General features: G+C 61.2%; 24 protein-coding genes. 17 read left to right on the forward strand and 7 right to left on the reverse strand.

The genetic code is table 11. The annotated features are described in order from the left end of the window. The first annotated feature begins 245 nt into the window (after positions 1-245). The 4 genes from AC57B1_RS38760 (at position 246) to AC57B1_RS38775 (ending at position 5,168) form a co-directional block, all read left to right on the forward strand. The gene (locus AC57B1_RS38760) at positions 246-1,847 is read left to right on the forward strand and encodes an ABC transporter ATP-binding protein (RefSeq protein WP_408353198.1); all 1,602 of its coding nucleotides are present in this window, start codon (positions 246-248) and stop codon (positions 1,845-1,847) included. An 85-nt stretch (positions 1,848-1,932) separates the two neighbouring features. After that, a complete protein-coding gene (locus tag AC57B1_RS38765; protein ID WP_091793646.1) occupies positions 1,933-3,039 on the forward strand; it encodes an ABC transporter permease in 1,107 nt (368 codons plus the stop codon). Between the two features lie 51 nt (positions 3,040-3,090). Continuing rightward, positions 3,091-4,020, forward strand: a complete 930-nt coding sequence (locus tag AC57B1_RS38770) for an ABC transporter permease (protein ID WP_091793648.1) — start codon at positions 3,091-3,093, stop codon at positions 4,018-4,020. Between the two features lie 53 nt (positions 4,021-4,073). Further along, positions 4,074-5,168 (forward strand): BMP family ABC transporter substrate-binding protein, encoded by a 1,095-nt coding sequence (locus AC57B1_RS38775; RefSeq protein WP_496420297.1) that lies wholly within the window; start codon positions 4,074-4,076, stop codon positions 5,166-5,168. Between the two features lie 160 nt (positions 5,169-5,328). On the opposite strand, the gene AC57B1_RS38780 is transcribed toward AC57B1_RS38775, so the two are convergent. Next, positions 5,329-5,535 carry a dodecin gene (locus AC57B1_RS38780; RefSeq protein ID WP_091793652.1) on the reverse strand — a complete coding sequence of 69 codons (207 nt, stop codon included), beginning with the start codon at positions 5,533-5,535 and terminating at the stop codon, positions 5,329-5,331. Between the two features lie 173 nt (positions 5,536-5,708). On the opposite strand from AC57B1_RS38780, the gene AC57B1_RS38785 reads away from it, so the two are divergent. The 3 genes from AC57B1_RS38785 to AC57B1_RS38795 all read left to right on the forward strand — a co-directional run bounded on the left by AC57B1_RS38785 (position 5,709) and on the right by AC57B1_RS38795 (position 8,812). Next, on the forward strand, positions 5,709-6,656 hold the full coding sequence (locus tag AC57B1_RS38785) for an NAD(P)-dependent oxidoreductase (RefSeq protein WP_496420298.1): 948 nt from the start codon (positions 5,709-5,711) through the stop codon (positions 6,654-6,656). A gap of 83 nt (positions 6,657-6,739) precedes the next feature. Next, entirely contained in the window at positions 6,740-8,332 is a 1,593-nt protein-coding gene (locus AC57B1_RS38790; RefSeq protein WP_091793656.1) for an ABC-F family ATPase, read from the forward strand. Between the two features lie 102 nt (positions 8,333-8,434). Beyond that, the gene (locus tag AC57B1_RS38795; protein ID WP_496420299.1) at positions 8,435-8,812 is read left to right on the forward strand and encodes a hypothetical protein; all 378 of its coding nucleotides are present in this window, start codon (positions 8,435-8,437) and stop codon (positions 8,810-8,812) included. A gap of 474 nt (positions 8,813-9,286) precedes the next feature. On the opposite strand, the gene AC57B1_RS38800 is transcribed toward AC57B1_RS38795, so the two are convergent. The 3 genes from AC57B1_RS38800 to AC57B1_RS38810 all read right to left on the reverse strand — a co-directional run bounded on the left by AC57B1_RS38800 (position 9,287) and on the right by AC57B1_RS38810 (position 12,082). Next, on the reverse strand, positions 9,287-10,051 hold the full coding sequence (locus AC57B1_RS38800) for a DUF6338 family protein (RefSeq protein ID WP_496420300.1): 765 nt from the start codon (positions 10,049-10,051) through the stop codon (positions 9,287-9,289). A gap of 64 nt (positions 10,052-10,115) precedes the next feature. Further along, positions 10,116-10,661, reverse strand: coding sequence for a hypothetical protein (locus AC57B1_RS38805; RefSeq protein WP_496420301.1), 546 nt, complete (start codon positions 10,659-10,661; stop codon positions 10,116-10,118). Positions 10,662-11,302: 641 nt separating this feature from the next. Beyond that, complete coding sequence (locus AC57B1_RS38810; protein WP_496420302.1) at positions 11,303-12,082, reverse strand: hypothetical protein; 780 nt, start codon at positions 12,080-12,082, stop codon at positions 11,303-11,305. Between the two features lie 397 nt (positions 12,083-12,479). On the opposite strand from AC57B1_RS38810, the gene AC57B1_RS38815 reads away from it, so the two are divergent. The 4 genes from AC57B1_RS38815 to AC57B1_RS38830 all read left to right on the forward strand — a co-directional run bounded on the left by AC57B1_RS38815 (position 12,480) and on the right by AC57B1_RS38830 (position 16,592). Beyond that, positions 12,480-13,070: a recombinase family protein gene (locus AC57B1_RS38815; protein ID WP_496420303.1), complete on the forward strand. Its 591-nt coding sequence runs from the start codon at positions 12,480-12,482 to the stop codon at positions 13,068-13,070. Between the two features lie 106 nt (positions 13,071-13,176). Then, a complete protein-coding gene (locus tag AC57B1_RS38820) occupies positions 13,177-13,806 on the forward strand; it encodes a hypothetical protein (protein WP_496420304.1) in 630 nt (209 codons plus the stop codon). Between the two features lie 465 nt (positions 13,807-14,271). Beyond that, on the forward strand, positions 14,272-16,041 hold the full coding sequence (locus AC57B1_RS38825) for a hypothetical protein (protein ID WP_496420305.1): 1,770 nt from the start codon (positions 14,272-14,274) through the stop codon (positions 16,039-16,041). A 224-nt stretch (positions 16,042-16,265) separates the two neighbouring features. Further along, positions 16,266-16,592, forward strand: coding sequence for a hypothetical protein (locus AC57B1_RS38830; protein WP_496420306.1), 327 nt, complete (start codon positions 16,266-16,268; stop codon positions 16,590-16,592). A gap of 339 nt (positions 16,593-16,931) precedes the next feature. On the opposite strand, the gene AC57B1_RS38835 is transcribed toward AC57B1_RS38830, so the two are convergent. Then, positions 16,932-17,132 (reverse strand): hypothetical protein, encoded by a 201-nt coding sequence (locus AC57B1_RS38835; protein ID WP_496420307.1) that lies wholly within the window; start codon positions 17,130-17,132, stop codon positions 16,932-16,934. A gap of 66 nt (positions 17,133-17,198) precedes the next feature. Between AC57B1_RS38835 and AC57B1_RS38840 the strand changes: the two genes are divergently transcribed. Next, a complete protein-coding gene (locus AC57B1_RS38840; protein ID WP_496420308.1) occupies positions 17,199-19,490 on the forward strand; it encodes a hypothetical protein in 2,292 nt (763 codons plus the stop codon). Between the two features lie 53 nt (positions 19,491-19,543). Here AC57B1_RS38840 and AC57B1_RS38845 read toward each other — a convergent pair whose 3' ends face one another. After that, on the reverse strand, positions 19,544-20,641 hold the full coding sequence (locus AC57B1_RS38845; RefSeq protein WP_496420309.1) for a tyrosine-type recombinase/integrase: 1,098 nt from the start codon (positions 20,639-20,641) through the stop codon (positions 19,544-19,546). A gap of 208 nt (positions 20,642-20,849) precedes the next feature. Between AC57B1_RS38845 and AC57B1_RS38850 the strand changes: the two genes are divergently transcribed. Then, complete coding sequence (locus AC57B1_RS38850) at positions 20,850-21,053, forward strand: hypothetical protein (RefSeq protein WP_496420310.1); 204 nt, start codon at positions 20,850-20,852, stop codon at positions 21,051-21,053. Positions 21,054-21,153: 100 nt separating this feature from the next. On the opposite strand, the gene AC57B1_RS38855 is transcribed toward AC57B1_RS38850, so the two are convergent. Further along, positions 21,154-22,104 (reverse strand): site-specific integrase, encoded by a 951-nt coding sequence (locus AC57B1_RS38855; protein ID WP_496420311.1) that lies wholly within the window; start codon positions 22,102-22,104, stop codon positions 21,154-21,156. A 33-nt stretch (positions 22,105-22,137) separates the two neighbouring features. Here AC57B1_RS38855 and AC57B1_RS38860 point away from each other — a divergent pair, with 33 nt between their 5' ends. The 4 genes from AC57B1_RS38860 to AC57B1_RS38875 all read left to right on the forward strand — a co-directional run bounded on the left by AC57B1_RS38860 (position 22,138) and on the right by AC57B1_RS38875 (position 25,908). Continuing rightward, positions 22,138-22,272 carry a hypothetical protein gene (locus AC57B1_RS38860; RefSeq protein WP_496420351.1) on the forward strand — a complete coding sequence of 45 codons (135 nt, stop codon included), beginning with the start codon at positions 22,138-22,140 and terminating at the stop codon, positions 22,270-22,272. Positions 22,273-22,431: 159 nt separating this feature from the next. Beyond that, on the forward strand, positions 22,432-23,856 hold the full coding sequence (locus AC57B1_RS38865; RefSeq protein WP_496420312.1) for an aldehyde dehydrogenase family protein: 1,425 nt from the start codon (positions 22,432-22,434) through the stop codon (positions 23,854-23,856). Between the two features lie 134 nt (positions 23,857-23,990). Further along, the gene (locus tag AC57B1_RS38870) at positions 23,991-25,181 is read left to right on the forward strand and encodes an NAD(P)H-dependent flavin oxidoreductase (RefSeq protein ID WP_496420313.1); all 1,191 of its coding nucleotides are present in this window, start codon (positions 23,991-23,993) and stop codon (positions 25,179-25,181) included. Positions 25,182-25,251: 70 nt separating this feature from the next. Continuing rightward, the gene (locus tag AC57B1_RS38875; protein WP_408353208.1) at positions 25,252-25,908 is read left to right on the forward strand and encodes an OmpW/AlkL family protein; all 657 of its coding nucleotides are present in this window, start codon (positions 25,252-25,254) and stop codon (positions 25,906-25,908) included. The last annotated feature ends 125 nt before the right edge of the window (positions 25,909-26,033 follow it).

Raw genomic sequence — 26,033 nt, forward strand, 5'->3', positions numbered from 1 at the left:
CTCCGAAATATATGTTCTGGCTGATCGAGCGGGCGTGGGTGTATATGACTTTTAATATGAACACAAAGCCGCGTCAAGAGTGGGATACCCGCAGAGCACGCTGCGGCGCGGGTTTGCGGGAATTTTGATGGCTCGACTGACTGGGTCGAATTAGGTATTGTCATCCGGTTGTGGTGACGGATCGTCTGCCGGCAAGGTGGGCGGACGCGCTGAAACCGGCAGTCACTGACGTACTACGGAATCACATGAGCGACTCTTCTTATAGCGACGGCGCCGCCGCGCAGCCGGCACACAGGCCGGAACAGACGGCGCCCCGGCTGGTGCTCCAGGGCATCACCAAACAATATCCGGCCGTGCGAGCCAACGACGACGTCACGTTGATCGTCGCGCCGGGCGAAATCCATGCCGTGCTCGGCGAGAATGGCGCCGGCAAAAGCACGCTGATGAAAATCATCTACGGCGCGGTGCGGCCCGACGCCGGCGAGATTCGCTGGGAAGGCGAGGTGGTCGAGATTGGCAGTCCGGCAGCGGCGCGCAAGCTGGGTGTCGGCATGGTGTTCCAGCACTTTTCGCTGTTCGAGACGCTCACGGTCGGCGAAAACATCGCGCTTGCACTCGACGAACCCTTCGATCTGAAGACGCTCTCGAAGCGTATCCGCGAAGTCTCCGCCGACTACGGCCTCGATATCGACCCGCAGCGTCACGTGCATAGCCTGACCGTGGGCGAGCGGCAACGCGTCGAGATCGTGCGCTGCCTGCTGCAGAACCCGCGTCTGCTGATCATGGACGAACCGACTTCGGTGCTGACACCGCAAGCGGTCCGCAAGCTGTTCGAGACGCTGCGACGCCTCGCCGCCGAAGGCTGCAGCATCCTGTACATCAGCCACAAGCTCGACGAAATCCAGGAACTGTGCGACACCGCGACGGTGATGCGCGGCGGGCGCGTGACCGGTCATGTGAAGCCGAAGGGCGAAACCCACGCGTCGCTCGCGCAATTGATGGTCGGTCATTCACTGCCGGATTACACGCGTCGCGAGCACAATCCGGGCGCGGTGCTGCTCGACGTGAAGCAGCTCTCGGTGGAAAGCGACGACCCGTTCGGCACCTCGCTGCGTGATGTGTCGTTCGGCGTGCATGCCGGCGAAATATTCGGCATCGCCGGCGTCTCGGGCAACGGACAGGCGGAATTGCTATCGGCCCTGTCGGGCGAAAAGCGGGGCGTGCGCGCCGACGCCGTCACGATTTGCGGCAAGGCGGCAGGGCGCCTCGGCGCGGGCGGCCGGCGCGCGCTCGGTTTCGGCTTCGTGCCGGAAGAGCGCCTCGGCCGCGGCGCGGTGCCGGCCATGACGCTGTCGGAAAACGCGCTGCTTACCGCGCATCGTCAGCAGATGGTGAGCTCGGGCTGGATCAAGGCGGGCGCGATGCGGGCGTTTGCGAAACGCTGCATCGAGGCGTTCGACGTGCGCTGCGGCGGCTCCGAAGCGCTCGCGCAAAGTCTTTCTGGCGGCAACCTGCAGAAGTACATCATGGGCCGTGAGATTCTGCAGGCGCCCAAGGTGCTAGTGGTCGCGCAACCGACGTGGGGCGTCGACGTCGGCGCGGCGGCGTTCATTCGCCAGCAACTGCTCGACCTGTCGGCGCGCGGCGTGGCGATCCTGGTGATCTCGGAGGAGTTGGAAGAGTTGTTCGACATCTGCGATCGCATCGCGGTGCTCGCAGGCGGCAGACTCTCGCCGGTGCGCGCCACGGGGGCGACCAATGCCGAGGAAATCGGCCGCTGGATGGCGGGCCTGTTCGGCGACCGCGAAGGCGCGGCGCCATCCGCGGAACAGCCGGCGCACGCCTGATCCGACGTCTGCCGCGCACGCGCGGCGGGTCGCCTGGCATTAGAACCAGAACCAGAAGCAGAACCCAGATAAGCACACGCTACCCATGATCCTTCCGTATCGACTCGAAGCACGCACGACGCCCTCGCGCACCATGCAGCTCGCCGTGCCGTTGATCGCCGCGTTGCTCACGCTCGCGATCGGCTTTCTGATCTTCAGCCTCGTCGGCCGTGATCCGTTACAGGCCATGCACGCGTTTTTCATCGAGCCGCTCTCCAGCGTGAACGGCTGGTCCGAGCTGCTGCTGAAGGCGTCGCCGCTATGCCTGATCGGCCTCGGGCTTGCCATCGGCTATCGCGCCAATGTGTGGAACATCGGCGCCGAAGGGCAGATGCTGCTCGGCGGCATCGCCGCGAGCGGCGTCGCGATCTATTTCGATCAGGCCACCGGCTGGTGGATTTTGCCGACCATGATGATCGCCGGCGTGCTCGGCGGCATGGCGTGGGCGGCGATTCCGGCGCTGCTCAAGAGCCGCTTCAACACCAACGAGATTCTCGTCAGCCTGATGCTCACGTATGTGGCCACGCAACTGCTGATCTATCTGGTGAGCGGCCCGTGGCGCGACCCGCAAGGCATGAACTTCCCGCTCTCGGAAATGTTCAGCGGCGACGCGCTCTATCCGACTTTCTCCGGCGACTGGCACATCAAATGGCTGCGCGGCACGCGCCTGAACGCTTCGGTATTCGTCACGCTGATCGCAATTCCGCTCGTGTGGGTCTTCATGCGCAAGAGCTTCGCGGGCTATCGCATGAACGTCGGCGGTCTCGCGCCGCTCGCCGCGCGCTACGCCGGCTTCTCCGACAAGAAAACCATCTGGACCTCGCTGCTGATCAGCGGTGGCCTCGCGGGCCTCGCCGGCATGGGGGAGATCGCCGGCCCGATCGGACAATTGCAGGCCACGTGGTCGCCGGGTTACGGCTTCACGGCGATCATCGTCGTGTTCGTGGGACGGTTGCATCCGCTCGGCATCGTGCTCGCGAGCCTGCTGATGGCGTTGCTGTATCTCGGCGGCGAAGCGGTGCAGACCTCGATGCAACTGCCGCAGGCGCTCTCCGGCGTGTTCCAGGGGCTGTTGCTGTTCTGCCTGCTGGGTGCCGACCTGTTCGTGAACTACCGTGTGCGCCGCCGCTCCCTGGCCGCCCAGGTTCACTGACCGGTTCGCCGACATTCGCTCATTGCTCACTGATTTTTGCGCCGGATCTCCATGGACATTCAACAAGCCAGCTCGCTCACTTCGAGCGCCGTCACCGCCGCGATTCCGCTGATGTTCGCGGGCGCCGGCGAACTCGTCACCGAAAAATCGGGCGTCCTCAACCTCGGCGTCGAAGGCATGATGCTGATGGGCGCGGTGACCGGCTACGCGGTCACCGCGATCACCGGCAACCCGTGGCTCGGCGTGCTCGCCGCGATCGGCGCCGGTCTCGCGATGTCGCTGCTGTTCGCCTTTCTCACGCTCACCATGCTCGCCAACCAGGTCGCCACCGGCCTCTCGCTGACCATCTTCGGCATTGGTCTTTCGGCGTATGTCGGTAAGCCCTACACGTCGGCCGCGGTGCGCGCGACCATCGACACGTGGACCATTCCCGGCCTCTCGAAGATTCCGGTGCTCGGGCCCGCGTTCTTCAGCCTCACGCCGCTCGATTACCTCGCGTTCCTGATGTTCGCGGTGATCGGCTGGTTCCTGTACCGTACCCGCGCGGGTCTCGTGCTGCGCTCGGTCGGCGAGTCGCCGCAAGTCGCGCACTCGGTGGGCTTTCCAGTGGTCGGCGTGCGCTACGGCGCGGTGGCTTTCGGCGGCGGCATGGCCGGGCTCGCGGGCGGCTATTATTCGATCGTCAATCTGCACCTGTGGCAGGAGCAGCTCACGTCGGGCCGCGGCTGGATCGCGCTCGCGCTGGTCGTGTTCGCGACGTGGCGCCCGGGGCGCCTGCTGATCGGTGCGCTGCTGTTCGGCGCCGTGACCGGCCTGCAGTTCTACGCCCAGGCGATCGGCGTGCCGGTGCCGACGCAATTCCTCGCGATGCTGCCTTACGTCGCGACGGTCGTCGTGCTGGTGCTGATCTCGCGCAATCCGAACACGATCCGTCTGAATGCGCCCGCATCGCTGGGCAAGCCGTTTTTCTCGGCGGGCTGACCGACCATCGACCCGACGTTTCACATCATTCGATAAACACGACAGGAGAAAACATGAAGAGAAGAAATCTGCTGACCGCTTTCGCATGGGGCGCGGCCTCGCTCGCGCTCGCCGCGCCGCTCGCGCAAAGCGCGCAGGCCGCCGATGCGCCGGGCGTCGCGTTCGTCTATCTCGGCAATCCGGGCGATGCCGGCTGGACCTTCGCGCACGACCAGGGCTCGAAGGAAGCGGAAGCGAAGTTCGGCAGCAAGGTCAAGATCACGCGCATTGAAAACGTGCCTGAGTCGGCCGACTCCGAGCGCGTGTTCCGCGATCTGGCGAATAAGGGCAACAAGATCATCATCGGTTCGAGCTTCGGCTATCAGGACTTTGAACTGAAGGTCGCGAAGGACTTTCCGGACACCGTTTTCCTGCACGCAACCGGCTACAAGAAGGCGCCGAACTTCGGCACCTATGACGTGCGCATGTACCAGGGCGCTTACCTCGCGGGCGTCGCCGCGGGTTACGTGACGAAGACCAACACGCTCGGCTTCGTGGCTTCCGTGCCGATTCCGGAAGTGATCCGCAACATCAACGCGTACACGCTCGGCGCGCGTTCGGTGAACCCGAAGGTGCATACCAAGGTCATCTGGATCAACAGCTGGTTCGATCCGGGCAAGGAAAAGCAGGCGGCTGAAACGCTGATCGGCCAGGGTGCGGACGTGCTGCTGCAAAACACCGATTCGAGCGCCACGCTCGCCACGGCGTCGGCCAAGCACGTGCACGCGTTCGGCTGGGATTCGGATATGAAGAAGTTCGGTCCCGACGCGCACCTCGGTTCGGTGGTCGCGCACTGGGGCGTGTACTACAACGCGGCGATCCAGCAGGTGCTGGACGGCAAGTGGAAGAACGATCCGGTGTGGTGGGGCATTCCGCAGAAGGCCGTCAACCTCGAAGATCTGAACACGTCCGCGATTCCGGCTGACGCGCAGAAGCAGGTTTCGGCCAAGCGCGACGAACTGGCGGGCGGCAAGTGGGACGTGTTCACCGGCCCGATCAAGGACCAGTCCGGCGCGGTGAAGGTGCCGGCCGGCAAGACGCTGAGCGATCCGGAACTGCAACGCCTGAACTGGTACGTCGAAGGCGTGGACGGGTCGCTGCCGAAGTAACTGCGTCCGTGGCGTGCCGCGTCAGGAAGCGGCGCCAGAAGGTCGACCAGGCGGCGGTCTCAGCAACCGCTGCTCTAGAGCGCTGCGTCCGGTTCGGACGCAGCTTTTTTTTACTTCGGATTTTTCCCGCCGGACATTGCCGGCTCTCGCCGGCCTTACGTCAGTCGATGCGCAAGCCGACCTTGATCGTCACCTGCCAGTAAGCCACCTTGTCGTTTTCGATCTGGCCCCGAGTCTCCGTCACTTCGAACCAGTGCAGATTGCGCAGCGTTTTCGACGCTTTGGCAATGGCTGTGCTGATGGCGTCGTCGATCGATTTGGTCGACGAGCCGGTCAGTTCGATCTGTTTGTAGACGTGTTCTGACATGAACTTCCTCCTTTGATCTTCGTTGGTGTTCAAAAAGTATAGGCAACGCCAGCGCCGCGAACGGCCCTCGCTCGAGCAAGTCATTCCGCACATGCCGTGCCCGCTATACCGCGGCCAGACGCGGCCGTTATCATGTCCGCGCAACTCAATCTGAAATCCGACGAGGTTCGAAAGTGGAAATTGGTTTTTGCGGTCCCGGTTTGATGGGCGCGCCGATGATCCGGCATCTGCTGCGCGCGGGGCATACCGTGCATGTCTGGAATCGCACGCGTGCCAAGGCTGAAGCGCTGCTGGCGGACGGCGCTCAGGTGGTCGACACGCCGCGCGAACTCGCGGTACGGTCTGAGGCGGTGCTGCTGTGCGTCGCCGACGCGGCCGCGGTCGAAGAAACCGTTTTCGGCGCGTCGGGCCTTTTGAGCGGGGATGCGCCCATAGCCGGCCGTTTGCGCTGGATCGTCGATCACTCCAGCATTCCGCCAGCCGCGACGCGCGCTCTCGCGCAGCGTGCGGCGGCGCTGACGGCAATTCGCGCGAATGAAGGCACGAACGCAGGCGCGGCCGAGTCGGTCGGCGGCGTGAGCTGGATTGACGCCCCGGTTTCAGGCGGCGTGGCCGGCGCTACTGCCGGGACGCTGGCCGTCATGGCAGGCGGCGCTGCGGCGGACGTCGAGGCCGTCAAACCGCTGCTCGGCGCCTACGCGTCGCGTGTCACGCACATGGGCGAAGTCGGCGCGGGCCAGACCGCCAAACTGTGCAATCAGACCATCGTCACGGCGACTCTGGCGGCGATCGCCGAGGCGGTCAGCCTCGCGCAGCGCAGCGGGCTCGACGCCTCCCGGCTGACCGAAGGTCTCGCCGGCGGCTGGGCCGATTCGGTGCTGCTGCAGATTTTCGTGCCGCGCATGACGCAAAGCGGCCTCGCACCGGTCGGCGCGTTCCGGACCTTTCAAAAGGACATCGACACGGTGGCGGCGACCGCGTACGAGACCGGCACGCCGATGCCGGTCTCGTCGACGGTCCAGCAATTACTGCGGCTGGGGGCGGCGATGGGTCTCGGCGAGGCCGACCTGTCGGCCTTCATCGACGTTTTGCAGACGCCGCGCGGTGTCCAAAACCCGTAGCGCGACGGGCGCGCGGGTTGAAATCACGATAACCTGCTAAAATATTGGGTTTTTCGCCGATATCACATTCAAAGGGACGCGCCGTGCTGTCTACCGCCAATATCACCATGCAATTCGGGCCAAAGCCCCTCTTCGAGAATATCTCGGTCAAATTCGGGGGAGGGAATCGCTATGGCCTGATCGGTGCGAACGGCTGCGGTAAGTCCACCTTCATGAAGATTCTGGGCAGCGACCTGGAGCCGAGTTCGGGCAACGTCATGCTCGAGCCGAACATCCGCCTCGGTAAGCTGCGCCAGGATCAGTTCGCGTACGAAGACGTGCGCGTGCTCGACGTCGTGATGATGGGTCACGCCGAAATGTGGGCCGCCATGACCGAGCGTGACGCGATCTACGCGAACCCCGACGCGACGGACGACGATTACATGCACGCCGCCGAACTCGAAGCGAAGTTCGCCGAATACGACGGCTACACGGCCGAAGCACGCGCGGGCGAACTGCTGCTTGGCATCGGCATCGCGATCGAAGACCACAACGGCCCGATGAGCAACGTCGCTCCAGGCTGGAAGCTGCGCGTGCTGCTCGCGCAGGCGCTGTTCTCGAAGCCGGATGTGCTGCTGCTGGACGAGCCGACCAACAACCTGGACATCAACTCGATCCGTTGGCTGGAAGATGTGCTCAACCAGTACAACTCGACGATGATCATCATCTCGCACGATCGCCACTTCCTGAACCAGGTCTGCACACACATGGCCGACATGGACTTCGGCACGCTGAAGGTTTATCCGGGCAATTACGACGACTACATGCTGGCGAGCACGCAGGCGCGCGAGCGTCAGCAGAACGCCAACGCGAAGGCGAAGGAACGTGTCGCCGACCTGCAGGACTTCGTGCGCCGCTTCTCGGCGAACAAGTCGAAGGCGCGTCAGGCCACCAGCCGTTTGAAGATGATCGACAAGATCAAGATCGAGGAATTCAAGCCGTCGTCGCGGCAGAATCCGTTCATCCGCTTCGAGTACGAGAAGAAGCTGCATAACATCGCGGTGGTGGCCGAGAAGATCTCGAAGAAGTACGAGCGTACCATCTTCAACGACTTCAGCATCAGCGTGCAGCCGGGCGAGCGTATCGCGATCATCGGCGAGAACGGCGCGGGCAAGACCACGCTGCTGCGTTCGCTGCTCGGCAAACTGCAACTCGATCACGGCACGGTGAAGTGGGCGGAGAATGCGAACATCGGCTACATGCCGCAGGACACGTACGAAGAATTTCCGGACGACATCACGTTGATGGAGTGGATCGACGGCTATCGCCAGGAAGGCGACGACGAACAGATGGTGCGCGGCACGCTCGGCCGGCTGCTGTTCAATGCCGACGACATCCGCAAGTCGGTCAAGGTGCTCTCCGGTGGTGAGAAGGGCCGCATGATCTGGGGCAAGCTCATGCTGGGCCGCCACAACGTGCTGCTGATGGACGAGCCGACCAACCACATGGACATGGAGTCGATCGAGTCGCTGCAGATCGCGCTCGACAAGTTCGAAGGCACGCTGATTTTCGTCTCGCACGACCGTGAGTTCGTGAGCGGCCTCGCGAACCGGATCATCGAGGTGAAGACGGATGGCACGCTCAACGACTTTGGCGGTAATTACGAAGACTTTTTGTTGAGCCAGGGCGTGCAGTAAGTGTCCCAAGACGCCCATTCATGTGACCCGATTGTCCCACGGATTTGTCCCGCTGGGCCAATCGGTGGCGGCCTTTCTGGCTGAGGCGTAGCAGGTGCGGCAATGTTGATCGCTGCCGTCAGTTCTTTCGTTGCTTGTGGAGGTTTGATGGACGAAGGCTTTCCCGTCGATGAAAAGATCACAATCGCGTGGCTGGTACGTTATGTTCCGATAGCCTATTGGCTGGCTTTGCTCGGACTGGCTAGCGCATGCGCCGGGGCTGGGTATTCATTTGCTGTTGCTGCGAAGCCTCAGTGCAGCCTTACAGAAATCAGCGCATTACGTGATCGGAAAGACGCGTTGACGGCAGAACTGGCAGACATGGTTGGCCGAAAAGCGACTTTGACGGCTCAGATCAGTGCGCTGGAAGCTCAGAGGGAAGTCGAGGCTATGAGCGATACCCAAGTCAGCGCAGAACTCAAAAAATTCACGAGGAAGTAGGCTCCCGTTTGGGCCGTCCTACGTCGCACTCTCCGGTGGGCAAAAGCCCATTTTGACGAACCTGTCATCGCCGCTTCAAGGCGGCTGCAACCGGTGTGGGCATTGTACAGCAAGCTTTTGCGGGACATGAAGCGCGCTGCTTTCGACCGGCGTTGGTGCAGAATTGGTACAGTGCTCGACCCGCTAGTCCTAGCGCAGCTTGCGCTGAAACCGCTGACGCAAGCGGGCCGCTCCATCGGTCAGAACTTGAAGGTGACGTGGGAGCCCCCAATTCGAGCGAGATTTTCTAAGGTGGGTGGCAAACACTTAGACGCGTTGATCGTCACATGACCGCCACTACCCCTTGCTAGCCGAACCAAATTCTCCAACGTAGGTGGTAAATAACTGTGCTCGGATAGGTCGAGGTGTACACCGAGTCGGGCCAGTGTCTCGAGTGTTTGAGGTAACGGCATCATCATGGTCTCCCTTGTAGCGTTAGTCGCGGCTTACTTCTTGTTCTTCGGCGGGGGCGGCGGCGGCAAATGCCCCGTCGGTGGCTGGTATCCTGCCCCCGGACTCGGTTTGCTGGTCGGCTGATAGCCCTTTTGCATCGGCTGGAACCCGTCGTTCGTGGGTGTCCTTGGCCTCGTCGTTCCCTTGTTCGTCGTCATCGTACGGTCCAATAAACTCAATTGATTCAATGGCGCTACCTGTGATTAGCAGGCCGCGTGTTTTGGTGTGCCGCCTAACAAAACCTTCTGCGTCGTCTACATCCCAAGCTTCTTCTACATAAATCTCTGGGTCGGCAGGGTAACTGGAAGCGAACGAATTCGAACCGTATGTCGCTCCTATGCGCTTACCCGAAGTCAAGGTGATTATCAGATAAAACGGCTCGCGCTTGCCGAACACATAGTCCCACGCTCGATCTACCGGATGCGGCAACCAGCGGCCCATCCACTTTGCCCTGCGCAACGCAAAGACTCCGACCGCCAATAACAGTGGGCCGACCAGAATAATGCCGACCCAAGCGAAGGCATAGATCACGGGTTGGCGCGCAGCTAACCCTGCGTAACGCATCCAGTAGATCGGGAAGGCAAATACGGCGTAGTTGCAGCAGCTAAATGCGATGGCATCGATCACGGCCTTCGATGCGTCCAGTCGTGGAGCTGAACTGAGAATTGCATAGGTCTTCATTGCAACGAAGCCCGGAATAACAAATAGCACGACTAGAAGTAGCTTATCTGATGTGGTGATGTCCATCGTCGCGATAGTAGGTGCTTGAGTGCCGAGATTCCAGAGCGTGCAGATCGGAAAGGCGCGGTAATTAATTGATGCTCGTGACCTTCGATCTAACCCATCTAGTTCTTGTTTCGAGATACCGCTGGGCCGCCAAAGTCCGCAGACCCGACAGCAGGTTGTTCGCTCGTTGTTCGCCCCGGACGATAGTGGCGAGGCAACCTTCTAGCCGCGCCATGATCTCGGGACCGCCCATCTTCTCATGCTGCGAAAGTACCAGAGCATAATTCAGTCGAAACGCGCGAATCTGCTGGTACGCGAATGCCACGTCCTCGGCGAGACCGCTTCCTAGTAACCCGAGTTTGCATACACCACTCTCATAAATCGGGTCATTGGGTGGATCGAAGTGGCGGAATGCCGGGTTTTCTTCGTTCTTTATGGCAGTAATCTGAGCCATCAGCATAGCCTTCAAGAGCGGGAACGCCAGCATGTGCGAAGCCAACTCACCCGCCAACGCGCCAGCTAATGCGGTCCCGTCTCTGAACCGTCGATAGTCCTCGGCCAGAAAGTTGTTGACGTAGCCTCCAGCGAGCACGCCGATGAACGCGATTAATGCAGCATTCCCGTCCGCCATGATCCTCCCCGATTAGTTAAGCAGCCGTATTGTGTCTGTATCTTATTTGGCTCGTTTCCATTCGCCCGTTCGCATCCTTCGCTCGGCCTCCAGCTTGACTTGCCGATACAGAGCATGGAGGCCGGGCACAGATGTTGTGTAGCCGGAATTTTCACAAGCGCCGCTGAAGCGCGGCCCGCTCGGAGTCGGTTGCGCAAACGCGAAGGTCGCGTCATGAAGTTGATGGTCGCACGTTGGGCAGTACATTTTCAGATTCAGCACGTCGTTTCTCGGGGTTACATCCCAACGCCACCGGAGCCCCGGGATAACGTCGCTGCGATAGCTTTGCCGAGGTGATCGTGGCGCTTTAAGAACAGCGAGCGCGCTGATACCCGCCAAGATAAGCACTAGCGTCGCAAGTGTCCACAGCCAAAACTCCCAACGAGCCAGTGTCTCTTGGGCTTTCCAGAAAGACGCTCCACGTTTAAGCCATGCCACAAATGTGGGTGGCGTAAGACCAAGGTAGTTTGAGAGCGCAACTAGCCCGGCACTGCCCGCGCTGCCGAGTGTTCCTTTGATCACGCCCTTAGTGATACCGTCCTTACTCAACATACCCACATTAGCTCTCATCTCGTTTGAATACACGCTGCAGTCCGTAGCAGCTACGCACGTGTCACATCGGGATAGACCCACGGATCACGGTGCGGATGATTGAGGTAAATGCCGAACCCCATCTTGTATTCATCCGTCAACTTTCGAAGTTCTTCGGCATCGGTTTCAAAGAGAGTGAATCGGTAACGCCGTTCGATGTGTACACGCTTTGAAGTGGTGACAACTTTTACTGTTAGCTCATACTGCCCCGGTTGCCAGCGGGTATTGCTATTTTCATACATGGCAATCAGCGGGGCCACTAAGCGGTCATCTGCAATCGCCGGCTGATTGCCGCCACCCGGTGCGCGTTCTGCTATTTGTTGATTGATGTCGTCCCTGAGTGCGTGTTGCAGTGCCCGGTATCGCTGCTCGTTTTCTCGACCCCACGGTGCTATGAAATTGACAGCATACGCCCATTGATCACCTGATCGTAGCGTGAAGGGCGTGAACATCACAGCTTGACCAGATACTAGATAAGTCCGTGCCGGTAGCGCGTAGGGCGTTCCACCGTCTCTGCTAACGGCGGCCGTCACAGATGCGATGCGCACTTCTCGGCCCCCAACGTTGCTTACGATGAGGTGCGCTTGCAGATTCGGATTGCCTACTTTGTGGGTGATGGCGATCCGCTCGAATAACTCAAGTTCTAGCTTGGGTCGCCTTAGCCATTTCCACAGAAGCGGGCAGACCGAGAAGGCGAGCGCCGCGAAAGCAATGGCTGAACTCCAAAATGACCAGTCCCGGTAAAGAGGGATTGTGGAAACGGCGCTTGCAATTGTGGACGCATCGGGCATTCAGTCCCCCCGGGATGATTTAGACGATTGCGGTACGCAGCGAGACTGTAGCTGATCGAACCCAAATTTGTCATAGCTATTCGCGGGCACTTACGCCGCCCACACGCGCCCGCGCTCCCCCGTAGGCGCGCCTGCGCGCATCTTTCCAGCCAGCGGAGGGTGCCACGGTGCCCGGTCGATGGCCTTGCTCGCGCAGAGCGTCCGCAGCGCTCCGCACTACCTCAAACAAGCTACGACATACGCTAGAGCCTCTGCGGCGCTCGCAGCCGTACTGTTCAACAAACGACCGAATGATGCACGCGCGCAACATTGCCGCCGGAGTGTGCAAAAAGTCCATTGACAGGGTTGTTGCACACGTGCAGTATGTGAACGCCTTTGTTGAACACAGGATGTCAGCATGAGCCGTACCTTCCTTTATGCCCGAGTCTCGACGGGTGAGCAGACCACGACCAATCAGATACACGAGGCGAAAGCCAAGGGCTTCACAGTTGATGCGAAGCGTACAGTCGAGGAGACGATCAGCGGCAGCGTAGCCGCGATGGAGCGCCCGAAGTTCCGGGCATTGGTCGAGCACAAGCTGGACGAAGGAGACACGCTGATCGTCACCAAGCTGGACCGACTGGGCCGCAATACGAGCGACGTGCTGGCTACCGTTGAGCGGCTGGCGGCGATGGGTGTGCGCCTGCATTGCTTGGCGCTAGAGGGCGTTGACCTGACCAGCGCAGCGGGGAAGCTTCACATGACAGTGCTCGCTGCTGTCGCACAGTTCGAGCGCGATCTGTTGATTGAGCGAACGCATGCGGGGCTGGCAAGAGCGCGAGCAGAGGGGCGCACGGGCGGCAGGCCAGATGCGCTGACGGACGCGCAGAAAGCTGAGATTCGAGAAGCGCTAAAGGTGGGCGACACGAGCGCTAGAGCGCTGGCGAAGCAATACGGCGTAGCGCCGAACACTATCTTGAAGGTGGTGAAGGAGGACGCGGCAGAGTAGGCGCTGGCACCGCACACCGTAGCAGCCCGGTTGACTCTTGGCAGGGACCGACCGGACAACCATCTCACACGCGGGCCAGCGCGCCCGCACATTATCGCAGACCAACATGAAGCCGAACATTGCACTGAACACCGAAGGCCGCCACGCCGCGCTCAACATCGGCACGGACCTCCACGACGAGGCGTACGACGAGGGCGCATTCTTCGCGGAGACTGATTGGCAGTGGGCGCTTAAGGAAGACGAAGCTGCCCGCCCGTCGAGCATGGCAGAGCACCGCGCAACCGCTTGGGCGTTCATCTCAGGGACCGTACGCCCCGAGTGGAATGACGAGTTCGCGCGTCTTTCGTTCTTCGTCGGCTATGAAGACCGCGCCACCGAGCTTGCGGACGCTGGCGAGGCCGGATACGAGGTGTTTGCCGAGGCGGGAACGCTAGCTGACACTGAGGGATGGGTGCTCCAGTGCGAGCCGTGGACGGCGAAGGCGAGCACGCGCGATAAGGCGCTTCGCGCGATTCGGGGGGCGTGGGCCGGTGCGGCGCGGTGGCAAGCATTGGCGGATGCGAGCGGCGAGCGAGGCGACAGATACCGTGCCGAGGAAGCGCTGCGACGAGCAGAGACGGCAGGCGATTGCGGAAGAACACCGGGCTACGTGGCTGAGGCCGCGACGCAGACGCACCCTACCCGCAGGTCATTAAGCGCATTAGATGATTCCGTTCCTGTAACTCCTCCAATTTAAAGTCTTGCATGCCGAAATTATGTTCGGTATAGTGAACGTCGTTGTAGCGGATCTGGGTAATAACCGGAGATGTACCGCAAGCGCTACAACGGCTGCTCAGGACGTACAACTCCTGAACACGCGATAAGGGCGGCTATCTGGGATTGGCTTTCGGCTTTTACGCCGGGCGAACCCAAGGTAGCCGCCTTTTTGCGTTTACCGCGCTGGATTCTCGCGACAGCCGACTGGCTGGTGTCGGGAGGATGGAAGGGGCGGCGGCGAGGACACCTTGGTCCGGGCGACGTTAAAGCCGATGCAAGGGAGTCGCGGAGGGCAACCAATGCGAAGCCGGGATACAGACAACACACCCGGCCCTTTCTGGAGTGTCCTGCCGAGTGCAGGGCATTCGGGAAAGGGAAATTTAGTTGCAGTGTTCCCTAATAAAGACTTCCCTTCTTGGGAGGACTACCATTAATTCGGAGGTGTATGAAGGAATTGCAGCAGCGCGCCGTTGCTCTGGCAGAACTGGCGCATAGTAAGCTGGTTCGTCGGTTGGAGGATGCCGGGAACGACCTGTCGCCAGCACATCGCGAGGCGACCCTTCTCATGCTGGGTGGCATGGCGAATCAGGCACTCGGCATCGATCCGGGGCGCTTCGCGTACGGTCTGCCATGTGGCGGCGGCAAGACGCAGGGAGTGGCGGCATTGATTCTGGCGGCGGCGGAGATTGAGCCGGGGCTGACCTTCGCGGTGGCTACATCTCAAGTCGAGGCGTTATGTCGGTTGAGGCGGCAGTTAGTCGGCGCTGGTATGTCTTCGGCTGACATCGGCCTGTGGCACTCGCTGAAAGTGGACAAGCGGCTGGCAGGTGCCGGTACGGGATACGCGTCGGAACCGCCCACGCCGGAAGGCTGCACGCCGCGCATCCTGCTACTTTCTCAGGAGAAAGTGCGCCGCTTGCGTGAGCGGATGATGCGCCGCTCCCTGTTGGTATGGGACGAATCGCTCATCGCAACGGAGGCGCAATCACTGGCGGTATCGAGTCTGAATGCAGCGAACGTTACGGCATCGACTTTCGCACCTGCTATGACGCCACACCTCGCGAAGGTCGTGGTCATCGTCGGCAACGAGCTTGCTGCGTTGCAGGATGACCCCAAGCGCAAGCCAAGAGTCTTGGAGGGCATTCTGAATGCGGACGAGTTGCAGGCCATTCGCGACTCACTGGGGACAGTGAACCGGCGTGATCCGTTCGGAAAGGCGCTGGCTTTGACCGTTGAATCTCTGCTGCGGCTGCTTGCGATGCCGGTGTCTGTCGTGGCGAATGGCAACGGACGTGCAGCAGATGGTGTCATCCGCTACGAGGTGACGGTGGATCCGGCACTATCGAACGTCGCGATTCTGGACGCGTCTCACACAATCCGGCTTTTGGTGCAAGCAGACGCGAGTATCGTGAATGTGAAGCTCCCGGACTACAAGCGTTACAGCCGCGTCTCCGTAAGGCAGATCGACATGGCTACCGGCAAGCACCACCTCATCCGCAATGAGGCCGCCTCACGGTCAGTGGCGCGGCAAGTGGCGCACGTGATCGAGTCGTTGCCCGAGGGCAAAGTGCTGATCTTTACGTTCAAGGATGCGCTCGACTATCTGCGCAGGAATCTGTGCGCCGAAGGTGTCAGGCTGGACCGTATCGAGTTCGCAACGTGGGGGCAAGAGACGAGCCGGAACGAATGGGTGCATTGCCGACACGTCATTATGGTTGGCGTGCTTCGTCGAAATCCGTTAGAGCTATCTGCTTCACTGTTGGCGCAACAAGGTGACATGACGCGCCGCAACACCGCCAAGGCGTTACGCGATGTAACGCTGTCGGAAATGGCGCATTGCGCGATGCAAGGCATGAACCGTGGTGCATGTCGCTTGACTGACGTAAATGGCGAGGCAAACGAAATGACATGCACGATCCTCGTGGCGAAAGCAGACGAATTACGCAGCATCCTAGCGGCGTCGCTTCCCGGTGTCGTTTGGCCCGATGCGGAGAAGCCAAGACGCGCGGGAACAAAAGCCGACAAGGCAGCGGGGCAGATTAGGGTTCATCTTGACGGGCTGACGATCAGTAAGGTGTCACTCTCGCGCATCAGGAAGGCTCTGCCGGAGCTAACGAAGCTGAATCCGCGCACCGTCTCTGAAGCCGTTGACATTGCTTTGATTGGAAGCGAATGGGCACGGGACGGTCGCTCGCTAGTTCAGATTAGTCGTTGAGTCACAATTTAGTATTACTTTTTATTAAAGGAATAATAAGGTATGGGAAATAGGCCTAGGACGCCTTATCAGTGGCAGCAGTGGGTGAAGGACCGCGAGCAGCATGGCCGGTGTCTCACGCCAGCAATGGTCTGTGACCAGCAGCATGCCGAGCGTCTGCGCGAAGCGCGAGAGGCGGAGGCTAGCTTTGTATCGCCGTTAAACGTCGTGAACGAAGGTTGCGAATGGCAGTGTCTCGACAGAACAGTTTAGGCACGTCGCACGCCTTCGAGTGCGACATTGAAGAGGAGTCGATTTATGGTTGTCAGCAACTCGAATGGGAAAGCGAAGTGAGCGCGGAGTCTCATTTTGACCCGGAACTTAAGGCAGATCTTCTTGCGGAGGCACGTCTAATCCGCAGCATCCGGCGTGGCGTCAACGCAGAATTGGCCCGGATCAGTCGGGCCGTCTCGAAGCGGAGCATGTCTGCTGAATCAGCGATGGCATACACAAAGAGGCAGTTTGCGGATTACTTCAGCGCGGAACTCGGCGCTCGCAGGGTATCGAAATGAGGTTGCGAGATGAAGCCGCCCGGTAGTCGCAACAGTATTCCTGCGGCGCTTCGACATTATCAGGTACCGCCCTACGCAGCCAAGCTCACTCGGCGTCATCGCGATTTTGCCCGAATGGATGCGGCATACGCGAACCACCTGCGTGCGCAGACGGCTTACCCTGCGCGCGTCGATGCGCTTATCGCTGGCCGCACGTGGTTTGAAGGACGAGAGTGTGCGAAGTGCGGCGGTACGCGGCGGCGAGTCTACAACGTGGGCTGCTACGAGTGTCAGCAGTTAGGGCGCGGGTTCCAGACCGATGCGAGAGGCCAATGTACCGCGCTCCCACCAGCGAAGCAATCACGAGATGGTTGGCTGGCGCGCAACGTTGAACGCCGCCGAGAGAAAGCTGGCGAATACGTCGAGTATCGCAGCGGCGAGTGGATGGCGCGGCAGTACCCGACAGGCCGCCTCAGCGTGCGGTGTCTTGGCCATCACATCGATAACGCGGACTTTCGCACGGTCCCCGGCCCACGCGTCTTTCAATTGTGCGAGCAGCACCCCGACCTCCTTACCCTGCTGCGGCAGGCTGGATGGTCTATCTAACGAACAGAATAGGAGCAATCTATGGCAATCAATTTCAGCCTCAACTCGGACGGCGGTGTAGTAACGCAGCAAAGCACGCTGAGCGGCGGAAGCTCGAACAGCTTCTCAGGCGGCAGCGGCGCGAGTGGGCAGTCCAGTGGTAGCGTGGCCGGTGGTGGCACCGACTACGCAGCGCTCGCGAACGCGTACAAGCAGCAAGGGCCGCTCGGCCTTGGCGTTAACATCGACGCGCTGAACAAGGTCACGGGCGGCATGATTCAAGGCTACATCGACCGCACGAAGAAGGAGCAGTACGCCGAAGGTATGGCGCAGGCGGCGCAAGGTCGCAGCCTGATCCAGATCGAAAACGATCAGCCGTGGTACACGAAGCTGTATGGACCGGACGCTTCGGTGCAGGGCGCGCAGGCGTTCAACGTCGCGGCGTCCATGCAGGAGGCACAGTCGCAGTTCATGCAGGCGATGCCCCAGCTTCGGGAGAAGTCACCCGATCAGGTGCGCAAGTATCTCGTGCAGAAGATGGGCGAAGTACAGAGCACGGGTGATCCACGCTTCGATTCGATGGTGCAGCAGGGGCTGGCTGAGCAGCTTCCAAAGATGCTCGACACACACCTGTCGCAGTACATGCAGTACACGCAGGAGCAGAACTATAACGGCTTCACCAATCTCGGGACACAGGGCGGCGGTGCGCTACAGGCGACACTGAAGGCGAGCAACAACCTGTCCGAGGATGATGTGGCGCGGGCCAACGCGGACTACACGAACACGCTTGCGCGGCCTGACAACATGACAGCCGAGGCGTACCAGCGCGGGCTGCGCGATGTGGTTCTTTCGAACGCGCAGACGGGTAACTGGGCGGCGGTACGCGCGATCAAGGCGATGCCTGAGTACGCTGAAATGAACACTCAGATGAAGGACAGCCTTGAGACGCAGATTCCAAAGCTTGAGGAGCAATGGGCGCTGAAGAACCCGGCAGCACGCAACCTGTTCACCTCGCGTGCCGATCTCCAGTACAGCCTGCAATCAGGCCAAGCCAACCCCGACTCGTCACCGCAGGGCCACGCCATGCTCGACAAGATCATGGATGGTATGGAGGACTCGAACCGCAAGCTGAACGGTGACGCCACGCAGGTGTACGACAACAAGCAGCGGGCACAGATGCACAAGCTGCTGGACTGGGGCAACGCGCGACGGCTCGCGCAGATTCAGGCGGCGGCGAAGGATCAGTTGAATTACGATCAGTCGGTAGCGCTCGCTACGCAGGCTCTTAACTCATCGAACACGGCTGGCCTCGCGGGTATTCCGCTGGCCGGTGGTGCAGCAGGGCAGGCGGCAGACGCTGCGTTTGCCAAGGGTGTGCAGTCGCAAGACGCCGAGGTGCAGGACAACGTGTTCGACAAGCTCAGTGCTGTGGCGCACGAGGAGCAGTTCCAGTCCCCGCAACTCAAGCAGGCGCTCACACAGAACCTGCCGGGTCTGATCTCCGGTAATGGCCCAGCCACGCCGCAGATGCAGACGGCCCTCACGTACGCAGGCAAGCTCTACAAGGGGGCTGGCGGTGCGGGTGCAGTGGCATCGTACGTGGGCAGCGACGCGCCGAAGGTGATCGCACTGCTTAACTCCGGCATCGACATCAACGACCCTGAGCAGTTGAAGCAGCAGCGGGAACTGATCGCTCGCGGAGGCGCGGCGACGGCAACACCGGCTGATGTGAAGGCCGCGAAGGACATCGTGACGCAATCCGATCCGGGCTGGTTCAAGAAAGTGATGCCATTCGTCGGTGGCTCGGGACAACTCACACCGTACAACCTGAACGACGGAAACAAGGAGCAGTTAGCTACACACGTCGCGCCGATCATCGCGCAGTACAAGACGGCGTATCACCTCACCGATGAGGACGCATCCAAGGCGGCATTCTCGCAGGTGATGAAGAACGCGGACTTCGTGCCGGGTGCGTTCATCCTTCACAACGCTGCGCTCGGGCAGCGGTCCTTCGAGGCAGCGGTAGGCGCGATGTATCCGGGCATGGGCGCGCAGCACACGTCGAACTACCAAAACGCAGTGCAGTATGTTATCGATGGCGAGATCACCAAGGCAGGCGGCGATCCGAAGGCATGGCAGGTGCAGAGCGGCGAGAACCTTGGCAACGGATACATGACCCTGTTCATGACCGGACCAAGCGGGGCCATGAAGCACATCAACATCACAGCCGATGCAGTCGGCAAGCGCTGTCTCGAAACGTTCGGCCACAAGCCGGATGCTCAGCAGCAAGACCTCGGTCTCTCCAGCAAGAACGCATGGGGATGGTCTTTCTAAGCGCGTAGGTACAGCCGGTTCTCACGAGCCGGTTGTGCCATTCGCGTTTGATTTCAGTCGCCAACTCCCACGGGCGGCGGAGGCTGCTGCGCACTGGCGATGAGGCGCTTCAGTTCATCAAGCAAACTTGCGACCTCCGATGCGCTGGCAGGAGGAGGGCTGTCTAGGCGGCGCGCCAAGTCGCCCATCGTCAAATGGGTGTACCTGGCGAGCATGGCTGGCGTCTTGTGGCCTGTGATGGACGCTACCTCAACAGGATTGAGTCCGTGCTCGAAAAATCGTGACGTAGCCTCATGTCGCGTGTCATGGAAGCGGAAGTCGGTGAGTCCGGCGCGCCGCCGTGCACGGTCGAAGGCGAGTTTTACCGCGTTGCGGGTCACGCCGGGAAACACCGGCCCGGACCTGTCACCGGGCAGCGATTCGAGCACGACCAAGCAGCGGCTGTCGAGCGGCGTGCTTCGCATGGTCATGGTCTTTGTGGCAGCGGCGTCTAGTACGATGACACGCCGCCCGAGGTCGATGTTCTCCCAAAGAAGCGTGCGGACCTCGCCCTGTCGCATGCCGGTATGGATCGCTAATTCCACAATAGGAGCGAGCCACCATGAGCGAGCCTGTCGGCATGCATGCAACAATAGGGACTGTTCTGCGATTGACAGGCGGCGCTGTCGCCCCGGATTCGACCGTGGGCGATGTACATCCGATACAGGGTTCGCAACCATCGCAATACCCCAGTCCTTGCGCGCCACTTCGAGAACGTGGTGCAGGAGGTTGAGTTCGCGGTTTACGGTTGAACCGGAGACGCTTAACAGTCGCCTGTCGCGCCACTCAGCGACAACTTCAGACTTAAGGTTGGCTAGAGAGTACGCGGCTATCGGATCGCGTTGCATGGCCCGGAGGCGTATGCGCTCCTCTGCGGCTCCCTTCTTCTTTAGGGACTCTTCGGCAGCGTAGCGAATGAACGCGTCCCGTAGCAGCGTCCGGTGCGCCGTAGTGGTATCTACGAAGCAGGCCCGCGACATAGCGGCCTCAGTCTCGGTAATCCATCTCCGTGCGTCCCGCTTGCCGAAGAACGTGCGTGATTGGGCTGGGTGGCCCATGCGTCTGACCTTGGCGGTGTACGACCCGTTTGGTCGCTTCTGGATAGTGCCCATACCTGTATCTCCTTGGTGGATGCAGGTGCGGGCGGTCATGCCGCCGTTTCTCAGCGCCGACAGTATGTCATACCGTGGTGCTCCCATCTGTTGCGCGCTCCCGTTAGGCGAGCCACCAAAGGTAGGCGAGGAGCGCAATCCGACGCTGGGCTGGCTATCTCCCACGGCGTAGAATGCGGGTACGATGCACTTCGCCCACGGTGTAACTATGGACATCCTCAAGATGCAGGCAGAGCTCGCAGCACTCCAAGCCGAGACGAAGCGGGTGTTTGCAGACGTGCAGAAGACCAATCGGTTTGAGCAACGCTGGTTGACGCCGCTCGTGGCCGTATCCGCAGTGCTGGCGCTCGGCGCTGGGCTTGCTTCTGTTTGTGTACAGTTCGCCAAGCTGTTTCTGCAGTGGTCAAGCTAACTACGTGCTTTGCCGGGCAGGGTGGGGCGCGTGAGATGCCTAGTATTGAGCGAGACGCTCCAAGGTGCGGAGCGTCCCGTAATCAACGCTAACCGGGCTGTCAGCCGAGCCTCTTGGCTAGATCCTCAGCGCGTAGATGCGTGTAGCGTTGGAGGTGCTTCAGGTTTTGATGCCCGGTTATGGTTGCGACCTCTATGACGTTCAGTCCTTTCTCGAAAAGGCGGCTGGCGGCTTCGTGACGCAGATCGTGGAATCGCAGCGTCCCTAGTCCGCATTGCTCTCTTACTCGCCTGAATGCATGTTTCATGGCGTGCTGAGTCAACTTGAACACGCGGCCTTTATGAGGCGGTGGACACCATGTCAGCGCCTCTACCGCCCGCGTGGATAGTGGCACCTTGCGCGCCGTCCCGTTTTTCGTCATGGGCAAGAATGCGGTGCGAGCTTCTAGGTCGATGTGCTCCCAGCGCAACTTCGCTATCTCACCCTGACGCATCGCCGTTTCGATGGCAAGGATTATGGCCGGGGCGATCTCGCGGTTGAATTCGATAGCTGCCCCGATCAGCCGTTCGTCATCGCCTGCCGCCAATCGCACATCGCGCGGCAACGGCAGCTTGGGTCTGCGGAAGCCGATCACGGGGTTGACTGTCAGGCCCATGTTCCATTCGTCTATTGCCACTCTGTACACGAGCGAGATGGCGTCCAGTTCGCGCCCCACAGTACTTCCAAGTACCTCTGTGACACGTCGGTCCCGCCATTCGGCGAGGTGCGGCTTTCCGAATTCAGTAATCGGCACGGCGCATAGCCCTTTCTCTCTGCGGAGCATGCGTTGCAGAACGCGCCGCTCCCACTCCCCTGATTTGCGGTGCGGGGCTACCAGCGCGATGTACTTCTTGAACAGATCACCGACCGTTGGCCCGGTGTCGGCACGCTCTTGTTCCGCTGCCCATTTGATTGCGTCTTTCTCGGTTGCGAACGTCGCGGACAGTTGCGGTTGTCCCTTGCGACGAATCTTGACCTGCCATTTTGTCCCACGTAAGCTGATTGAGGCCATTCATGTTCTCCAAGTGGTTGACTTTGAACATGAATGGGCGTCGTCTCGCACGACCGTGAGTTCGTGAGCGGCCTCGCGAACCGGATCATCGAGGTGAAGACGGATGGCACGCTGAACGACTTTGGCGGTAATTACGAAGACTTTTTGTTGAGCCAAGGCGTGCAGTAAGCGCGCCTGAACCGCCCGCGGAATCTCGTTGCACCGTAAAAAGCCCGCTTCTTCGAAGAAGCGGGCTTTTTTATGGCGCGCGCCCCACGCATCGGCCCGCTCCGCCCTGCTGGTTAGAATACAAGACCATTCCGGAGACAAAGACAGGGACCGACCACCGTGAAGACCTACAACCAACTCTATATCGGCGGCAAGTGGATCGCGCCGTGCGGCACCGGCACGATCGACGTGATCGACTCGGGCACGGAAGAGATCATGGGCCGCATCCCTGAAGGCATCGAGGCCGATGCCGAAAGCGCGATCGCCGCCGCGCGCGTGGCCTTCGACGCCTGGGCCGCGACGCCTGCCGCCGAGCGCGGCGAGTATCTGTACGAGATCGCGGCGAACCTGAAAGGGCGCACCGACGAACTGGCCGGACTGATCGCCGGCGAAGTCGGCATGCCGATAAAGCTGGCTCGCGCGATTCAGGTGGGCGGCCCCGTCTACAACTGGGGCGCGTATGCGAAGCTCGCGAGCGAGTTCCAATATGAAGAGCGTGTCGGCAATTCGCTCGTGGTGCGCGAGCCGGTCGGCGTGGTGGCCGCGATCACGCCGTGGAACTATCCGCTCAATCAGGTCACGCTGAAGGTCGCGGCCGCGCTCGCCGCCGGTTGCACAGTCGTGCTGAAGCCCTCGGAGATCGCGCCGCTGAACGCGTTCGTGCTTGCCGAGGCGATTCACGAGGCCGGGCTGCCGGCCGGCGTGTTCAACCTGGTGAGCGGTTATGGGCCGGTGGTGGGCGAGGTGCTGGCGAGCCATCCGTCGGTCGACATGGTGTCGTTTACCGGCTCGACCCGCGCCGGCAAGCGGGTGTCCGAGCTGGCCTCGGCGACGGTCAAGCGCGTGGCGCTCGAACTCGGCGGCAAGTCGGCCTCGATCATTCTCGACGACGCGGATTTCGCCGCGGCGGTCAAGGGCACGGTCAGCGCGTGCTTTCTGAATTCCGGACAAACATGCTCCGCGCACACGCGCATGCTGGTGCCCGAGGCCCGCTACGACGAAGCGCGCACGCTGGCGAAGCAGGCCGCCGAGAAGTATGTCGCCGGTGATCCGCGCAACGAGACGACCCGCCTGGGCCCGCTGGCGTCGGCGGCGCAGCAGGCACGCGTGCAGCAATACATCGCGAAGGGGATCGAGGAGGGCGCCGAGCTGGTGACAGGCGGTGCGGGCTTGCCTGACGGGGTGTCGACGGGCTTCTTCGTCAAGCCTACCGTGTTTGGCCGCGTGCACCCCAAGGCGACGATCGCTCAGGAGGAGATCTTCGGCCCGGTCCTGTCGATTCTGACCTTTAAGGACGAAGAGGAAGCCGTTCGGATTGCCAACGATTCGCCATACGGTCTCGGCGGCGCGGTCTGGGCCGGCAGCGACGAGCGTGCCGCCGGCATTGCGCGGCGGATTCGAACCGGCCAGGTGGATATCAATGGCGGAACATGGAATATGGCCGCGCCGTTCGGCGGTTTCAAGCAATCGGGATTCGGGCGCGAAAACGGGGTCTATGGACTCGAAGAGTATCTCGAACTCAAGTCCATGCAATTCAAGGCGTGATTCAATTCAGATGACCGGCATCAACTGAGCGGCACATACGATTCGGTCTTGTGCCGACTCATTGACCTGAAACAACGCAGGCTGCGCCCGACCGACGATTATCACCGCTTCGATAATCCGTCATTGGGCCAGTCATGCTCAACTCTCATTCTTTCCCGCCGCTGGTCATCCGCGGCCGCTCGTTACTGCCGATCGTGCAAGGCGGCATGGGCGTCGGCATCTCGGCGCACCGGCTGGCCGGCAGCGTCGCCCGCGAAGGCGCAGTGGGCACGATCGCCAGCATCGACCTGCGGCATCATCATCGCGACCTAGTCGAACGCTGCCGCGAGTCGCCCGAGCGCGCCACGCTCGAACAGGCCAACCTCACCGCGCTGGCCCGCGAGATCCATTCAGCGAGGGCATTGAGCGAAGGCCGCGGCATGATTGCCGTGAACGTGATGAAAGCGGTCAGCGCGCAAGCCGACTACGTGCGCGTCGCATGCGAGAACGGTGCCGATGCGATCGTCATGGGCGCTGGGCTGCCGCTCGATTTGCCGGACATGACTCAAGGTCACGACATCGCGCTGATTCCGATTCTGTCGGACAGCCGCGGCGTCGCGCTCGTGTTGAAGAAGTGGATGAAAAAAGGCCGGCTGCCCGACGCCGTCGTGATCGAACATCCGGCGCACGCTGGGGGTCATCTCGGCGTCAACAACCTGGCCGATCAACACGATCAACGCTTCGATTTCTTCCGCATTCTCGAAGAACTCGACACGGTCTTCACTTCGCTCGGCCTGAAGCGCCAGGCTGTACCGGTGATTGTCGCCGGTGGCATCAATAGTCACGAAGCAGTGCGCGCGCTGCTGAACGCGGGCGCAAGCGGCGTGCAACTCGGTACGCCGTTCGCCGTCACCGAAGAAGGCGACGCGCATCCGAATTTCAAGCGCGTGCTGGCCGACGCGACGCCCGAGGATATCGTCGAATTCGTCAGCGTGACGGGACTGCCGGCGCGCGCCGTAAAGACGCCGTGGCTGGCGCGTTATCTGCGCCACGAAACGAAAATCCGCGAGAAAGTCGGCGCGCTCAAACACGCTTGCCCAACCGCGCTCGAATGTCTCAGCGCGTGCGGCTGGCGCGACGGTATCGAGAAGTTCGGCCACTTCTGTATCGATACACGGCTCGCGGCGGCTTTGCGTGGCGACGTGGCCAACGGTCTGTTCTTCCGCGGCCGCGAAGCATTGCCGTTCGGCACGGCCATTCGCAGCGTGCACGATCTGCTCGAACTGCTGCTCACGGGCGCGGCGCGACCGGCTGTCGCAGGGCGATTGGCATTCTCGCTGACTTGATACGAGTCAACATGTCGCGCGCCGAGAGCTTCGACAATCCCCACACGCAAACAATTACTTGGGGAAACACATGAACCACTCGTTGAGGAACCGACTCAAGGCCGCCGCGATCGCTTCGAGCCTGCTATGTGCAAGCGCTTTCGCGCCGCAGGTGCATGCCGCGGGCGACGACACCATGAGCGGCATTCACGCCGGCGACGTACTGGTGCGTCTGCGCGCCATCAGCATCATGCCGAACTCGAGCACGACCGGAACGCTGTCGGCGCTCAACGTGGGTGTGAACAATGCCATCGTGCCCGAGTTGGACTTTACGTACATGATTCGCGATTACCTCGGCGTCGAGCTGATTCTTGCCACGTCGCGGCATCAACTGACCTCGAGCCTAGGCAATCTCGGTGGCGTGAACGTGTTGCCGCCCACGCTGCTGCTGCAGTATCACTTCAATCACGCGGGACGCATTCGTCCGTATGTCGGCGCGGGTGTGAACTACACGCTGTTCTATAACAACGGCCTGAACGCGGGCGGTCAGTCGATCGGCGTCACCAACCACAGTTGGGGCCCGGCGTTGCAAGCCGGCGTCGATGTCCAGGTGACCAAGTCGCTGTTCGTCAACGCGGACATCAAGAAGATCTGGATGCACACGGATGCGACGCTCGGCGGTCAGGCGCTCGGCCGCTTGAGCATCGATCCGGTGGTGGTCGGCCTGGGTGTCGGGATGCGGTTCTGACGCGCGCTCGCGGCCCGTCCGCGAAGCGTCGAGCGCAAGCGCCATGCAAAAAAACGCCGGGATATCCCGGCGTTTTCATTGGGGTTTCGAGCTGGACGCGACTTTGCCGCAGGCTGGCGGCGGGA

The organism is Paraburkholderia sp. BGA-UO-ETr-F21, assembly GCF_059567925.1.

Coding starts and splice junctions, on each gene's coding strand:
- AC57B1_RS38815 (WP_496420303.1), top strand. CDS start 12,480: ATGAGCCGTACCTTCCTTTATGCCCGAGTCTCGACGGGTGAGCAGACC.
- AC57B1_RS38850 (WP_496420310.1), top strand. CDS start 20,850: ATGGACATCCTCAAGATGCAGGCAGAGCTCGCAGCACTCCAAGCCGAG.
- AC57B1_RS38860 (WP_496420351.1), top strand. CDS start 22,138: ATGGGCGTCGTCTCGCACGACCGTGAGTTCGTGAGCGGCCTCGCGAAC.
- AC57B1_RS38795 (WP_496420299.1), top strand. CDS start 8,435: ATGTTGATCGCTGCCGTCAGTTCTTTCGTTGCTTGTGGAGGTTTGATG.
- AC57B1_RS38855 (WP_496420311.1), bottom strand. CDS start 22,104: ATGGCCTCAATCAGCTTACGTGGGACAAAATGGCAGGTCAAGATTCGT.
- AC57B1_RS38830 (WP_496420306.1), top strand. CDS start 16,266: ATGGCAGTGTCTCGACAGAACAGTTTAGGCACGTCGCACGCCTTCGAG.
- AC57B1_RS38765 (WP_091793646.1), top strand. CDS start 1,933: ATGATCCTTCCGTATCGACTCGAAGCACGCACGACGCCCTCGCGCACC.
- AC57B1_RS38825 (WP_496420305.1), top strand. CDS start 14,272: ATGAAGGAATTGCAGCAGCGCGCCGTTGCTCTGGCAGAACTGGCGCAT.
- AC57B1_RS38840 (WP_496420308.1), top strand. CDS start 17,199: ATGGCAATCAATTTCAGCCTCAACTCGGACGGCGGTGTAGTAACGCAG.
- AC57B1_RS38780 (WP_091793652.1), bottom strand. CDS start 5,535: ATGTCAGAACACGTCTACAAACAGATCGAACTGACCGGCTCGTCGACC.
- AC57B1_RS38800 (WP_496420300.1), bottom strand. CDS start 10,051: ATGGACATCACCACATCAGATAAGCTACTTCTAGTCGTGCTATTTGTT.
- AC57B1_RS38810 (WP_496420302.1), bottom strand. CDS start 12,082: ATGCCCGATGCGTCCACAATTGCAAGCGCCGTTTCCACAATCCCTCTT.
- AC57B1_RS38870 (WP_496420313.1), top strand. CDS start 23,991: ATGCTCAACTCTCATTCTTTCCCGCCGCTGGTCATCCGCGGCCGCTCG.
- AC57B1_RS38820 (WP_496420304.1), top strand. CDS start 13,177: ATGAAGCCGAACATTGCACTGAACACCGAAGGCCGCCACGCCGCGCTC.
- AC57B1_RS38875 (WP_408353208.1), top strand. CDS start 25,252: ATGAACCACTCGTTGAGGAACCGACTCAAGGCCGCCGCGATCGCTTCG.
- AC57B1_RS38770 (WP_091793648.1), top strand. CDS start 3,091: ATGGACATTCAACAAGCCAGCTCGCTCACTTCGAGCGCCGTCACCGCC.
- AC57B1_RS38775 (WP_496420297.1), top strand. CDS start 4,074: ATGAAGAGAAGAAATCTGCTGACCGCTTTCGCATGGGGCGCGGCCTCG.
- AC57B1_RS38805 (WP_496420301.1), bottom strand. CDS start 10,661: ATGGCGGACGGGAATGCTGCATTAATCGCGTTCATCGGCGTGCTCGCT.
- AC57B1_RS38845 (WP_496420309.1), bottom strand. CDS start 20,641: ATGGGCACTATCCAGAAGCGACCAAACGGGTCGTACACCGCCAAGGTC.
- AC57B1_RS38760 (WP_408353198.1), top strand. CDS start 246: ATGAGCGACTCTTCTTATAGCGACGGCGCCGCCGCGCAGCCGGCACAC.